15 protein-coding genes and 2 pseudogenes are annotated in these 13618 nt (G+C 41.5%); 13 read left to right on the plus strand and 4 right to left on the minus strand.

Annotation, left to right across the window (positions count from 1 at the left end; genetic code table 11):
* The first annotated feature begins 8 nt into the window (after nucleotides 1-8).
* The 5 genes from P8F77_RS07120 to P8F77_RS07140 all read left to right on the plus strand — a co-directional run bounded on the left by P8F77_RS07120 (nucleotide 9) and on the right by P8F77_RS07140 (nucleotide 3602).
* Nucleotides 9-1055: an alcohol dehydrogenase catalytic domain-containing protein gene (locus tag P8F77_RS07120; RefSeq protein WP_287520411.1), complete on the plus strand. Its 1047-nt coding sequence runs from the start codon at nucleotides 9-11 to the stop codon at nucleotides 1053-1055.
* Between the two features lie 207 nt (nucleotides 1056-1262).
* The gene (locus tag P8F77_RS07125) at nucleotides 1263-2036 is read left to right on the plus strand and encodes a GntR family transcriptional regulator (protein WP_009291144.1); all 774 of its coding nucleotides are present in this window, start codon (nucleotides 1263-1265) and stop codon (nucleotides 2034-2036) included.
* 27 nt (nucleotides 2037-2063) lie between these two features.
* Nucleotides 2064-2594, plus strand: a complete 531-nt coding sequence (locus P8F77_RS07130; protein WP_287520419.1) for a DDE-type integrase/transposase/recombinase — start codon at nucleotides 2064-2066, stop codon at nucleotides 2592-2594.
* Between the two features lie 23 nt (nucleotides 2595-2617).
* Complete coding sequence (locus P8F77_RS07135; RefSeq protein WP_081723853.1) at nucleotides 2618-2851, plus strand: hypothetical protein; 234 nt, start codon at nucleotides 2618-2620, stop codon at nucleotides 2849-2851.
* A 175-nt stretch (nucleotides 2852-3026) separates the two neighbouring features.
* Nucleotides 3027-3602, plus strand: a complete 576-nt coding sequence (locus P8F77_RS07140; protein ID WP_024727940.1) for a helix-turn-helix domain-containing protein — start codon at nucleotides 3027-3029, stop codon at nucleotides 3600-3602.
* A gap of 209 nt (nucleotides 3603-3811) precedes the next feature.
* Here the strand turns inward: P8F77_RS07140 and P8F77_RS07145 are convergent, their stop codons facing one another.
* On the minus strand, nucleotides 3812-4102 hold the full coding sequence (locus tag P8F77_RS07145; protein WP_024727939.1) for a hypothetical protein: 291 nt from the start codon (nucleotides 4100-4102) through the stop codon (nucleotides 3812-3814).
* A gap of 186 nt (nucleotides 4103-4288) precedes the next feature.
* Between P8F77_RS07145 and P8F77_RS07150 the strand changes: the two genes are divergently transcribed.
* Both P8F77_RS07150 and P8F77_RS07155 read left to right on the plus strand, forming a co-directional pair.
* A complete protein-coding gene (locus P8F77_RS07150; RefSeq protein ID WP_024727938.1) occupies nucleotides 4289-4666 on the plus strand; it encodes a helix-turn-helix domain-containing protein in 378 nt (125 codons plus the stop codon).
* A gap of 242 nt (nucleotides 4667-4908) precedes the next feature.
* The gene (locus P8F77_RS07155; protein WP_347256420.1) at nucleotides 4909-5058 is read left to right on the plus strand and encodes a hypothetical protein; all 150 of its coding nucleotides are present in this window, start codon (nucleotides 4909-4911) and stop codon (nucleotides 5056-5058) included.
* On the opposite strand, the pseudogene P8F77_RS07160 reads toward P8F77_RS07155, so the two are convergent.
* A pseudogene (locus P8F77_RS07160) lies at nucleotides 5054-5284 on the minus strand (transposase); the annotation flags it as partial. The gene P8F77_RS07155 and the pseudogene P8F77_RS07160 overlap by 5 nt on opposite strands.
* Here P8F77_RS07160 and P8F77_RS07165 point away from each other — a divergent pair.
* A pseudogene (locus P8F77_RS07165) lies at nucleotides 5284-5469 on the plus strand (PTS transporter subunit EIIB); the annotation flags it as partial. The pseudogenes P8F77_RS07160 and P8F77_RS07165 overlap by 1 nt on opposite strands.
* 86 nt (nucleotides 5470-5555) lie before the next feature.
* Nucleotides 5556-6293, plus strand: coding sequence for a glucosamine-6-phosphate deaminase (gene nagB, locus P8F77_RS07170; protein WP_148460106.1), 738 nt, complete (start codon nucleotides 5556-5558; stop codon nucleotides 6291-6293).
* Between the two features lie 83 nt (nucleotides 6294-6376).
* Here nagB and P8F77_RS07175 read toward each other — a convergent pair whose 3' ends face one another.
* Entirely contained in the window at nucleotides 6377-7639 is a 1263-nt protein-coding gene (locus P8F77_RS07175; protein ID WP_148460424.1) for an IS110 family transposase, read from the minus strand.
* Between the two features lie 295 nt (nucleotides 7640-7934).
* Here P8F77_RS07175 and nagA point away from each other — a divergent pair, with 295 nt between their 5' ends.
* The 3 genes from nagA (at nucleotide 7935) to P8F77_RS07190 (ending at nucleotide 10838) form a co-directional block, all read left to right on the plus strand.
* Nucleotides 7935-9056, plus strand: coding sequence for an N-acetylglucosamine-6-phosphate deacetylase (gene nagA / locus P8F77_RS07180; RefSeq protein WP_287518304.1), 1122 nt, complete (start codon nucleotides 7935-7937; stop codon nucleotides 9054-9056).
* Nucleotides 9057-9262: 206 nt separating this feature from the next.
* Entirely contained in the window at nucleotides 9263-9940 is a 678-nt protein-coding gene (locus tag P8F77_RS07185; protein WP_270431631.1) for a L,D-transpeptidase family protein, read from the plus strand.
* Between the two features lie 28 nt (nucleotides 9941-9968).
* Entirely contained in the window at nucleotides 9969-10838 is an 870-nt protein-coding gene (locus P8F77_RS07190; protein WP_287518300.1) for a radical SAM protein, read from the plus strand.
* 63 nt (nucleotides 10839-10901) lie between these two features.
* On the opposite strand, the gene P8F77_RS07195 is transcribed toward P8F77_RS07190, so the two are convergent.
* A complete protein-coding gene (locus P8F77_RS07195; protein ID WP_270431627.1) occupies nucleotides 10902-11711 on the minus strand; it encodes a histidinol-phosphatase HisJ family protein in 810 nt (269 codons plus the stop codon).
* 158 nt (nucleotides 11712-11869) lie between these two features.
* Here P8F77_RS07195 and P8F77_RS07200 point away from each other — a divergent pair, with 158 nt between their 5' ends.
* Nucleotides 11870-13543: a Na/Pi cotransporter family protein gene (locus P8F77_RS07200; protein WP_024727930.1), complete on the plus strand. Its 1674-nt coding sequence runs from the start codon at nucleotides 11870-11872 to the stop codon at nucleotides 13541-13543.
* Nucleotides 13544-13618 lie beyond the last annotated feature (75 nt).

The following is a 13618-nucleotide window of genomic DNA, read 5'->3' on the forward strand; positions in this document are numbered from 1 at the left end:
GAAGAACAATGGGAGAAATGGCAAGAACCCTTGTGTTTACAGGGGAAAAGCAAATTGAAATACAGGAATATCCGATTCCTGAAGTCAGTGATGATATGGTTCTGGTAAAAACAGATGCGTGTGCGATCTGCACATGGGAGCAGAGGGTTTATACCGGAGTAAAAAAAGTAGATTTTCCGTTTATCGGCGGACATGAAATGGTCGGAAAAATTGTCAAAATGGGTAAAAATGTGGACCAGAGACAGTGGAGTGTCGGTGATTTTGTGGCAGTCGGGGTAACGCTGCCATGCAAAAACTGCTATCAGTGTAAGAGCGGAAATGAGCAGAACTGTGAACATTTTGATCACAGCAAACAATTAGAGGGACTTCCGGAGAAAGGTATGGGCGGATTGAGTTCCCATCTCTTAGTACATCCGTCAAACCTGTTTCACCTACATGATATAACACCGGAAGAAGCAACGATCACAGAACCATTATCCTGTGTGCTGCACAGTGTAGAAACTGCTGATATTGAATTTGGTGATACCGTTGTTGTGATCGGATGCGGAATCATGGGACTGCTGCACACGATCCTCGCAACAAAACGGGGAGCCTCTGTCATTGTCTCCGACACGAATGAAGAAAGAACAAAGCTGGGCTTAGAGCTGGGCGCAAATTATGCGGTAAATCCGGCGAAGGAAAACCTGGAAGAATGCGTGAAGGAAATCACAGGCGGAAACATGGCACAGGTTGTCTTTGATACGACACCGATCTCAAAAGTTGCCGAGGACGCAGTGAAGGCTGTCGCTAACAACGGACGTCTGGTACTTTACAGTTCATTCTATCCGGATACTCCGATCTCTATCAGTCCGGATTGGCTTCACAAGAGCGGTGCAAAGCTGATGGGTACAGCAAACTCCAACACCGTAGATTTTACAAAAGCGACGAGACTGCTCTCAGAGGGAGTTGTGGATGTAAAACCATTTGTCAGTGAAGTCTATGATTTGAGTGATTATCAGAAAGCATTTGAATCTGCCATTAAGGGCGATAAATTCAGAGTAGTATTAAAATTCTAAAGACGGGTGACCTTGTTGGTTGCCGCTGTCAGGATGCGGATAAAGCAGAGAGGGAGCCGGTTAAATAATGGCTTGCTCTCTGTTTTGCTGAACAAATGTATATTTAAAAAACCACTTTTATCCAACAGGATTTATGGTGTATACTATAGGTATCTGGGGTAATATTCGTCAAGAACTGAGGTCTCTTATACATACAAAGGAGGGCGTATGAGTGAAGTGAAAAAAAAGCAGCTGCTGTATATGCAGCTGAGAGATTCCATTTTGGCAGACTATAAGGACAAGCCATACTATTCTCCTTTGCCGGGGGAGCGCGAACTGTGCGATATTTATTCTGTCAGTCGGCCTACAGTCAGAAAGGCACTTGAAATCCTTGAGGATGAAGGATGTATCATAAGGCTGACGGGGAAAGGAGCGTTTTTTATCGGCAATAAGGAGTTTGTGGATGCGAATAATGATATGAGGTTCTCAGACATTGCTTTCTACAATCAGGTTAGTCTGAGGGGAGACTATACGAGCAGTAAGGTCCTGCTGCAGAAGATTGAGATTGCAGATAAAGAGGTTGCTGTGATGCTGAGACTTCCCAAAAATGCCAAGGTGTTTCATCTGGAGCGTCTGAGGTATATCAACGGCAAATTGTATTCTCTGGCCAATGCATATATTCCCTATGAGCTTTGTCCTGAGCTTACGGAATATGATTTTTCAGACCGTTCTCTGCACAACACACTTTGTCAGTACGGTCATGTGCCGTTTAAAGCGGACAAAACCATAGAAATTTCAAAAGCATCCGAGTATGATGCCATGCATTTAGATCTGAAACCCGGAGACCCGATTTCAATTTCTTCCACAGTGACGTACGATGAGCAGGGGAATATGCTGGAATATGCGGTAACGAGGGCCGATGCATATAAGACTCTGATACAGATGCAGGTGTATAACCAGGATCATGTTAAAGACAAGGTTATGAGAGAGAAGCGCCAGTAGTACGCCGGCGCTTTTCAATTCAGTTCCATAGATGAAGCCGGTAATGAAGTCATTTTGATGGGAACCGGACTGGGATTTAAGGGGAAAGAAGGAAAGCTGTATGTTTCAGCAATTTTCCAATGCTTTGATCTTGGCGTTCTTGGTCTTGCATTGGAAATGAACATGAAAGCGGATCTGTGTGTCCAAACCTTGGAGAACGCCTTAACTGCATATCCGTCTTTGGAAGGAGCCATTATACACAGCGACCGTGGAACGCAGTATATCAGTGAGGTCTACCGCCAGAATATTCGGAAACACGGTATCCATCAAAGTATGAATAGTGCCGGAGGACGATGTCATGATAATGCACGATGTGAGAGTATGTGGGTACGGTTGAAGACAGAACTCCCCTATGACCGTTACGATGCAAGAGAGATGACAGTAGAAGAATTAAAGGTACTCATCTGGAGATACTTTCTCAGCTACTGGAACAACCGAAGAATCTGCTCCGCCAATAGAGGCCTGTCTCCCATGCTAAAACGCAGACAATATTATGCGGCTTTGGGACGGGCAGCATAGTCAGTGATATCTTTGAGAAAAATGTGTCAACTAATATTGACAATATCAGACTAAGCCCATTCATTTTACTGTTGACTGGCTCAGCTGGTTTTGCCATTTTGCATAAAAATGAACGTGCAGGGACGTGCCACAACCTTGCTTTTGCGGAAGTGGTAAGCTACAATAAAGACAATATTGAACGTGTGGAGCAGAACGAAAGCCGACAGCATGACCGACAACAAAGCAGGACTAAGCAGAGGGAAGAAGAATTGTTGTGAAAATTAGAGGAAAATAACAGCATAATAAAACAGCTCCCTAATGCCAAAATCGAGGGCACTGAAAAATACAGGTCTTTCAAATTATAATTTTAAGGACATAAGAAATCCACTTGTCTCATGAACCGACCCCCAAAAGTTAGACCAAAAATCTAACGATTGGGAGGTCGGTTTTTAGATGGCAAAATATAGTTTCGAATTTAAGAAGAAAATAGTAAATGAACACTTAGAAGGAAAAGGAGGGTATAAAGAATTAGGTAGAAAATACTCTATTCCCTGGGAAAATGTTCGGAAGTGGATAAAAAATTACGATGCTAATGGCGATGAAGGACTTACACGCTTCAGAAAACAATCAACTTTTTCTTTCGAATATAAACTTCATATGGTAGAGTTATATTTATCAAGTGAGGTCTCATATCGGGAATTAGCTCTCTCTCAAGGTATAAACAATTCCTCCATGCTTACTAGATGGGTGAACAATTTCAGAATTGCCAGTCCTGATGCTCTGAGACCAAAGAAGAAAGGTCGGAAGAAGTCATTGAAAACAAAGCTACCGAAGGAAACTGCTGAGAAAAATAGCGAAGGAACGCCTGTAGATACCAGTGCAGAACATATAAAACAGCTTGAAGATGATCTTCTCAAGCTTAGAATCGAGAATGCCTATTTAAAAGAACCGAGGAGGCTGCGTTTAGAAGGGAAAGCTCCTCTGAAAAAACAGCGAGGCGGAATTGCATTTCGACCGTTATTCAGATAATATTTATCAAGAAGTTCATCGTAAATAAAGCTAAAATCAACATATATTTTCATGTATCGACTTAACACCAATCTCTGATGTTGTTCGATCATAAAAACACCGCCTATATTTGATATATACATTGTAGCAAACACAGGCGGTATTATCTACTTTTTCAGTGTCCTCCCAAAATCACAAAGGGGAGAAATGTTAGCTCATATTTACACGCTTTATGCTACTTCATAAAAACGAATGTCGGGTTCGCCTGCCCAAGTTGGCTTGAGTCCTTTAACGACATCATTGCTAAACATATCTGTTTCAAGATATGCCTTTGCGTGTTCCATGCTATCGAAACCATGAATGACCTGAACATCTTCGTTACGGATAAGGAGTTCTTTAGTTAATGCCCCCTCAATGGTATCAAGAAACGGTTGGCGGTAATCAGTGTATACCTTTGCAGCCGCAGCACGATTTTCGGGGTTGATTTTCATTGTGATTTCAAGATAAGCTTTTACATTCATTGTACATACCTCCGTATAATTTTGTGTTTACATTTTTGTAACGTATACGAATAATAGCACAGTGGCTAAAGCAATAGAAGATATAAAGAAATTTATTAGTTACTATTAAATTTATTAGTTACTAAACAATAATAAGTAAGCGTGATATAATCAACTTATAAATTTTGGAATAAGGGGGTATGCAAAGTGTATCAGAAAAAAATGGATACGGATATAAGGTGTCCTTTAGAATACGGATTAGAAATATTTGGAGGTAAATGGAAATCTCGTGTGATATGTGTCCTAAATGAAAAAGGCGTTTTACGTTATAGCGGCATCCGAAAAGAAATGATGAATATTACAGATGCGGTTCTTGCATCTACATTAAAGGAGCTTATTAGTGATAATCTTGTGGAAAGAACACAGTATGATGAAATCCCGCCAAGAGTAGAATACTCTCTTACGGAAAAAGGAAAATCTGTTGTTCCAATTTTGCAGAGTATATGTAAATGGTCTGGAATATTTCATAAAGAGAATAGTGGAAATATTATGACACAATGTCAACAGTGTGATTATAATAATTAAACCAATAGATAGTGTCAAGTGATGTATGAAAAAGGTGAGCATAAAAAATAGGATTAGATGAACCTTGAAAACTGTAGATATTGATAACGTTAAGCTCTCCGAGGGCTTAGGGCAGCGCCCGAACCCATCCTCGCCGGAAGGCAGGAAAAGGGCGCAGTTGCTCCTTTTAGGCTGTGGTTCGGTTTTGAAGATTCAGGATCGTCTGTTGGCCAAGGAATATAAGAAGCTGCCACTTGCCGGGCATGTTTTCGGAAGCTCTATCAGAGATCCGGATCGACAAAGGGTTTGATGCAAAGAGCTGCGGATTTACAGTAGTTGGAAATGCTCTGACGAGAGATAATGATACCGTAAAAGTCATGGAGCGCCTGCTTAGTTTTTCTGAGAGAGTTTGATCATTTCACACATGAACAAGTCGCAAATCCATTTCGCATCCTTTCGGTCGGTCTTATTTCCTTTTTGATGTTTTGTATATTTTGGATGAGCAAGAAACACAGAATTATTTTCCTTTTCTAAAACATTAAATACAGGGATCCAATACTTGCCGGTAGATTCCATACAGACTTCAGAACAGTTATACTTTGCAAGCCAATCACACAGTTTCTTCCATCCTTTGGAAAACTATTGACAGCTGCATTACGAGACTTCGTCTGGAGATTAAAGATCAGGATCAGGTAGATGAGAAAAAGATCAAATCTGCTGGAATTGCAGGAATCATCCGTCCGGGTAAAAACAGTATTCAGATTATTGTAGGAACTAAAGTCCGGTTTGTTGCAGATGAATTGATAAAACTTGCTGAAAAATAAATTAAGCGTTATATTGTAAGTGATTAGGGATAACATATGGGGAGACAGCAGTTACTGTTTCCCGCATTATAGAAAGGAAGTACAAGATGAGAGTTATTAAGGGAAAAGATTACAATGACATGAGCAGAAAAGCGGCAAATATTATTTCTGCAGAAATTATCACGAAACCAGACTGTGTTTTGGGACTGGCTACAGGTTCTTCACCGATCGGGATTTATGAAAATTTGGTGCACTGGTATGAGCAGGACGATCTGGATTTCAGCCAGGTAACCTCAGTGAATCTGGATGAGTACAAAGGACTTCCGAAAGAAAATGACCAGAGCTATGACTATTTCATGCATGAATACCTGTTTAATAAGGTGAATATCAAGCCTGAAAACATCAACATTCCGAATGGTATGGAAGAAGATTCCGAAAAAGAGTGTGCAAGATATAATCAGGTGCTTGAGGACTTGGGAGGAGTTGACCTTCAGCTTCTGGGTATCGGACACAACGGCCATATCGGTTTTAATGAGCCGGGGGAAGCATTTGAAAAAGAGACCCACTGTGTAGAGCTGACAGAAAGTACGATTAATGCTAATAAAAGATTCTTTGAGAAAGAAGAAGATGTGCCGAGACAGGCGTATACTATGGGAATCAAATCCATCATGAAAGCAAAGAAAATTCTTCTTATTATCAGCGGCAAGGAAAAAGCAAATATTGTGAAAGAAGCGTTCTTCGGACCGGTTACACCGAAAGTTCCGGCATCTATCTTACAGCTCCACAATGATGTGATCCTGGTAGCAGATGCGGATGCATTGTCAGAGGTTGAGGATTTACTGTGAAAGAAAGTAGAGGACAGCCAATAAAAGGCGCACTTTAATAAGCTGTCTAATGGCAGCGCAAAAAAGATTATTGTTTTAAAAAGCTAAGAAGCTAATTGCGATTCGGAAATTTTCCCTTCGCGTATAAGAAGTTTCATAGCCTGCTTGATTGCCTTTTCCTTTTGTTTTTCTTTCATAGGTTCTGGCATATCAATTTTAAATAAATCGGTCGGATTCCATGCTTCCCCAGTAGATAACATCTGATAGATAGCAGTGAGAATCATCCGGGCGATAGCAATAATGGCACGTTTTTTACCACGACGTTTCATGATGCGTTCATACTTTTGCTTGTAGTAAGGAGATTTATCAGATTTCACGGCTGCATGGGCAACTTGTACCAATGCAGGTTTGAGGTAGACACCGGCACGTGTTATCCTGACAGATTTCTTCTTACCAGCAGATTCATTGTTGCCGGGAGTGAGTCCCGCCCAACAGCATAAACGTTTGGAATTCGAAAACGGAGTCATATCGGTACCAATTTCAGAGATAACAGTGATTGCACTGTTACGATCAACACCTGGAATGGTACACAGTAACTGGACAGCATTTTCATATGGAGCAATCAAAGAATCAAGCATCGTGTCTATATCATTTATCGTAGATGTGATATAATCCAGATGTGCGCGGATGAGGCGCATACGATATTTTTGGGAATCAGTCATCTGATAGCCTTCGATGGATTCAATGACACTGTCAGACTTCTTCTTTAGGGAACGAAGCAGTCTGGAAGCTATTTCTTCGTGGTTGATGGAATTGTCAGGTTGTTCAATTAGGTAATCAATAACAGATGTAGCTGATTTCCCGAAGATATCGGAAACTACTGAATCTAATGCGACATTACAGACAGTGAGCGCATTCTGATATCTGTTCTTTTCACTGGTACGGCAGGAAGTCAGTTTGTAACGGTATCTTGTAAATTCACGCAGAATACGAATCGGCTTACAAGGGATATAACTTCCCGGAACCAGACCTAATCGAAACAAATCCCCAATCCATTTGGAATCTTTCGTATCATCTTTATTGCCTTTGACAGCTTTTACCCATTTAGGGTTAGCGATGGTGACGTTTATTTCGTCTTCTAAAAGGTTAAAGACGGGAATCCAGTATTTTCCAGTAGATTCCATACAGACATCGCGACATTGGTTTTTAACAAGCCATTCTTTGAATTGCAGAATAGAATTGTTAAAGGTGGAGAAACGCTTCTTTTGATACGAAGGTTCCACACCGGAAGTGGTTTTAATGATTGTGGCAACGAGAAAAGATTTGTGAACATCGACACCACAACAGGTTTGATAAACAACTTTCATAATCAAGAACTCCTTTCAAAATAAGATAAAGAAGCCATTGACTGTTCCACCACACATTTAACAGAGAAGTTAAAACAATTCTTACTGTACGGTCTTATAGAGCCCCTTATTTGTGCTTGAAAGATGGAACTTACACTGATTATTATGCTGTCTAAAACGAAGAAAGTCTTTACGACTTACCTCACCGTGCTTTGTAGTATAGCTTCTTTAAAAACTATTTTATCAGCAATGTGGAAAAGTGAAAGACTTTCATTACTATTTGTGCCGCCGACTTGGCGGCGGAATGGAGATTATTATGATTATAAAGAATGCAGATGTGTTTTGTGAAGATGGGGGTTTCAGGACAAAAGATATTTGTACGGACGGCGAGCGGATCAGCAGTTTTTCAGACAGTGACGAGATTCTGGATGCACAGGACTGCTATGCGGTTCCCGGGCTGATCGATATTCATTTCCATGGCTGTGTGGGATATGATTTTTGTGACGGGACAGAAAAAGCCATAAGAGAAATTGCTTCTTATGAGGCAGAGAATGGAGTGCTTGCCATATGTCCTGCAACGATGACTCTGCCGGAGGAAACACTGATGACCATCGCGGAGGCTGCGGCAGCCTACCAAGGGGACAGCGGAGCGGACCTCGTGGGCATCAATATGGAAGGGCCGTTTATCAATGAGGCCAAAAAAGGCGCACAGAATCCGGCTTATATTCATAAACCGGATGTAGAAATGTATGAGAGACTCCAAAAGGCATCCAACGGTCTGTTTAAGCTGGTGGACATCGCACCGGAAACTGAGGGCGCTATGGAATTTATCCGCCAGGTTAAGGATGAGGCGGTGATTTCGATCGCACATACGGCTGCAGATTATGACACTGCGGTCAAAGCGATTGAAAATGGAGTCAGCCATGTGACTCATCTTTACAACGCCATGCCGGGGTACAGCCACAGGGCACCCGGAGTGATTGGAGCAGCATGTGATCACGGACTGGATGTTGAGCTGATCTGTGACGGTATCCACATCCATCCGAGCGCCGTGAGAACAACTTTTAAGATGTTCGGGGATGATAAGATTATCCTGATCAGTGACAGTATGATGGCCACCGGAATGGAAGACGGAACTTACCAGCTGGGAGGACAGGATGTGAAGGTGGTCGGCAACCTTGCCACACTTGCCGAAGGAGGCGCAATTGCAGGCTCTGCCACGAATCTTATGGACTGTCTGAGAACTGCCGTCAAGGCTATGGGAATTCCGCTTAACAGCGCAGTGAAATGTGCTACTGAGAATCCGGCCAAATCCATTGGTATTTATGACAGCTACGGAAGTATTTCAGAGGGGAAATATGCGAATGTTGTCCTTCTGGATAAAGATCTGGATATAAAAGCAATCATTAAAAAAGGGAAGATCCTGAAGCAAAACTAAGATTATCAGTCAAGTACCGGAGGTATGCAGAAATGCGGCTCCGGTACTTTTTTTGTTTTCAGGACAGCTTTTGTGCGTTCTTTTTCGAGTTTGGAGGAAAATTATATTTAGTATATAAATTGTTTGTATACAAATAATTTTGGTGAAAACTCTTTTTTTCTTTATTATATTTGTGTATAATAGCCCAGGAGGAGAATACAATAGTGATGAATAAGAGATGGATGGCAATCATTCTTATGGCAGTATTTGTTTGGAATATGGCAGGGACAGATGCAGGAAAGCGGACGGTCCGTGCGGCGGCCCGGCAGACAGTATGGCAGAAAAAGTTCAGCCAGTACCGGTATGATGAGACAGTGAATCAGCTGATTTTTGTAAAATACCAGAAGAGATCAAAAGCAGCTGTCTATATGTATCAAAAAATTGATCATAAATGGAAACGCATTTTAAAATGTAAAGGCTATGTAGGAAAAAAGGGAATCAACAAGAAGAAGGAAGGGGATATGAAGACACCTTCCGGCACTTTTGGATTCACAGGGGCTTTTGGGATCAAAAAAAATCCGGGAGCAAAGATGAATTACACCAGAGTCAATAAGTACCTCTACTGGTGCGGGGACAAAAAATATTACAACCGCCTGATAGACGTGAAAAAAAAGAAACACCGCTGCCGTGGAGAGCATCTGATCGACTATAAACCGCATTATTATTATGGAATGTTTCTCAATTATAATCCAAAACATAAATATAAAAAGGGATCTGCAATATTTCTTCACTGTAAAGGAAAGCAACCCTACACGGCAGGATGTATTGCAGTAAGCCGGAAAAGCATGAAGAAGATTATAAAAAATGCGGAAGCAGGAGCCAGGATCTGCATTTATCGAAAATAATACTGAAAGTTACCAGGAGGAAAGAAAAATGGAATATGAAGGAATGGTATACAGACCGCCGAGTGAGGCGTACAGTCTGATCATACAAGCGACCATCGGATGTAGCCAGAATGACTGTATCTTCTGCAATATGTACAAAGAAAAAAGGTTCAGGATGAGGCCGATTCAGGATGTTCTGGCCGACTTCAGAGAGGCAAGAGAGTGCTACAATTCGATCGGAAAGATTTTTCTGGCAGACGGAGATGCTCTGATCTGTAAAAACGAGTATCTGAACGAGATTCTTAAATATATTCGTGAAGAAATTCCGGAATGCCGGCAGGTTACCTGCTATGCTTCTCCTAAGAGTGTCATGATTAAAACAAAAGAGGAACTTCGGGAACTGAGAGAAAACGGCCTGGATATGGTATACATGGGCCTGGAATCGGGAAATGCCCAGGTGCTTGAGTTCATGAAAAAGGGAGCCACGCCGGATGAGATGATACAGTCTGCGTCCAAGATAAAACAGGCGGGTATCCGGCTGTCAGTGACGGCTATTTCGGGGCTCGGGGGAAGAAAGCTCTGGATGGAGCATGCGGTTGATACAGGGAAAGTTTTTTCTGCAATGAAACCGGATTATATAGGACTCCTGACATTGATGATAGAACCCGGACTTCCACTGGAAGAAAAGATCAGAAGCGGAGAGTTTGAACTGATCACTCCTTATGATAATCTGAAAGAGACAAAATTGATGCTGGAACATATGGACTGTCCGGGATGTATCTTCCGGTCCAACCATGCATCCAATTATGTCAACTTGAGAGGAACTTTGAATGAGGACAGAGATAAAATGATCGCTAAACTTGAAAAGGCGATACAGGGCAATCTGCATTTGAAAGAAGAATGGATGAGAGGATTTTAAATTTTTAAGTGATAGAAAAAGAAGGAGAATGGGTAAATAAATACATTTTCCTTCTTTTTTCTATTACAGTTTTATAAATTCCGGTGTCTGGTTCTGAAAGACGGTATAGAACCGGAAGCCGAGAGAAGTGAGGAGTTCCCGGAGCTTTGGAAAGTCGTATGCCATATGTTCGGGACAGTGTCCGTCAGAGCCGATCGTAAGAATTTCTCCTCCCAGTTCCAAATAGCGTTTGAGAATATCCGGATGGGGATTCGGATATCCGAGCCCGTACTTATATCCGCCGGTATTGACCTCTATCCCTTTTCCGTTTTCTATGATGGTTTTTAAAATTTCTTCGATCAAATCGGCGTAATCCTGATAGACAAACTGATAATTTTTATCGGGACAATAGCGCACGGCATAGTCCAGGTGGCCATATACGCAGTAGTCATGATAGACTTTGACATTCTGGAGTATCACTTCTAAATATCTTAAAAGACCTTTCTTTCCAGGATATGTTTCAAAATATATGGGTTCATATGGATCCATTTGGTCAACAATATGAGTAGAACCGATGATGAAATCAAAATCATCAGAGTGGGCAAAGTCCCGGCATTTGTCATAGGTTGTCGGCATCAGTCCGACTTCGGCGCCAAATAAAATCTGTATCCGGTCATTGTATTTGTCTTTTAATGATAATAATTCAGATTTAAATGAGGGGAGATCCACCAGAAAATCTAAATTTTCTTTATTTTCAGGATAATCAAAATCCTGATGTTCCGTAAAACAGATTTTGTTGAGAGAGAGCTCTATGGCCCTCAATATCATAGATTCCATTGAAGCCTGGGAGTCAGATGAGTGACTGGTATGTAAATGAAAGTCTGAGTGAATCATGGCGTCTCCTTTATATTTTAAAAAATGATAGGTTTTAATCTTATTATATATAATTATTAAAAAAAATACATGAAAATCAGATAAGTTACAAAAGTTTTACTTTAAATAAACAATTACCTTATGTTAAACTAAAGATGTTTAATACAGGAGGAAAAAAAATGAATACATTAGATCATCTGGGAAACCTGTTTGCCTTTGCCGGCGGATTAGGTATGTTTCTCTATGGAATGAATGTGATGGCGGACGGACTGCAGAAGACTGCCGGTAATAAGATGCGGCAGCTGTTGGGATATCTGACCAACAACCGCTTTTTAGGAGTTTTAGTGGGAGCTTTGGTCACAGCCATCATCCAAAGCAGTTCGGCAACTACCGTTATGGTCGTAGGTTTTGTGAATGCAGGCATCATGAATCTTACCCAGGCAGCAGGCGTTATTATGGGTGCGAACGTCGGAACTACGATCACCGCATGGCTTGTGTCGGCAAATGAATGGGCAGGGGCACTGAAACCTGAATTTTTTGCACCGCTGATCTTAGCCATCGGAGCATTTATTGTAACTTTTTCAAATAAACAAAAGTTAAATCAGAAGGCAGAGATCGCCGTAGGTTTCGGTGTTCTTTTTATCGGACTCTCTTTTATGTCCAGTTCCATCGGAGTATATCAGAGCAGCCCTATTTTCGCAAAGGCTTTTGAAGTTCTCGGGGGGAATCCTATTTTGGGAATTCTTGTAGGAGCTGTCGTTACAGCGATCATTCAGAGTTCTTCTGCATCCGTCGGTATTCTTCAGACACTTGCCATGAAGGGCATTGTAAACTGGCGTTCCGCCGTTTTCATTACGCTGGGGCAGAACATCGGTACATGTATAACGGCTCTTTTATCCAGTGCGGGTGCAAACAAAACCGCAAAAAGGGCGGCGGTAATTCACTTATCTTTTAACATCATCGGAGCTGCTATTTATGGAATTATCATGACCATTTTCTTCGGAGTGTTTGACCATCTGGCCATGCAGCATATTTCGAGTACGGAGATCTCTATTTTCCATTCTATCTTCAATGTATCAGTCACTGTACTGCTGTTCCCGTTTGCCAATGTATTGGTGAAACTGTCAGGACTGATTATCCACGAAGAACCGGAAGATGAGGAAGACGAGGAAGTAGAAGAGATGGTGCTGCGTCACCTGGATCCGCGTATCCTGGAGACTCCTTCTTTTGCAGTGGAAAACGCAGTCAAAGAAGTAGTGCGCATGGGTGATATCGTTCTGAAAAATATGAAGCGTGTTACGAAGGAAGCCATGAATCCGCAGCCGAGTGAAAAACAGCTGGACAAGGTATTCAGGGATGAAAAGGTCATCAACCATTTAGAAACTATGATCACCGGGTATCTTGTAAAGATCAGCAATCTGGCACTGACGGAGAAACAGAGCAAAATTGTCACGGATTTATTCTACACAATTTCGGATATCGAGAGGGCAGGAGATCATGTCGAAAATATTGCTGAATTCATGCAGATAAAGCATGACGATAAAATTGCATTTTCTGATCTTGCAAAGGACGAATTGCACAAAATGACGGCTCAGGTCATTAAAACGTTTGATTATGCCATCAGGGCTATTGAGAAAGACGATGTGGAAATTGCAAAACAGGCAATTCAGGGAGAAGAAGAAGTCGACAGAATGGAGAAAAAGTACCGGAAACAGCATATTGAACGGCTGGAACGGGAGTCATGCATACCTGAAGCCGGAGTGATCTATATTGATATGATGACAAGTCTGGAGCGTATTTCGGACTATGCCGACAATATTGCCAATTATATCATCGATGAGAATGAAAAATAAAGCTTTTGGTAATCTTGTACAAAGATATGATTTTGTATACATGAGAGAAATGCTAAAATAGACTTGATATTTTTG

This window comes from Anaerostipes sp. PC18 (genome assembly GCF_039789045.1).
GTDB lineage: Bacteria > Bacillota > Clostridia > Lachnospirales > Lachnospiraceae > Anaerostipes > Anaerostipes hominis.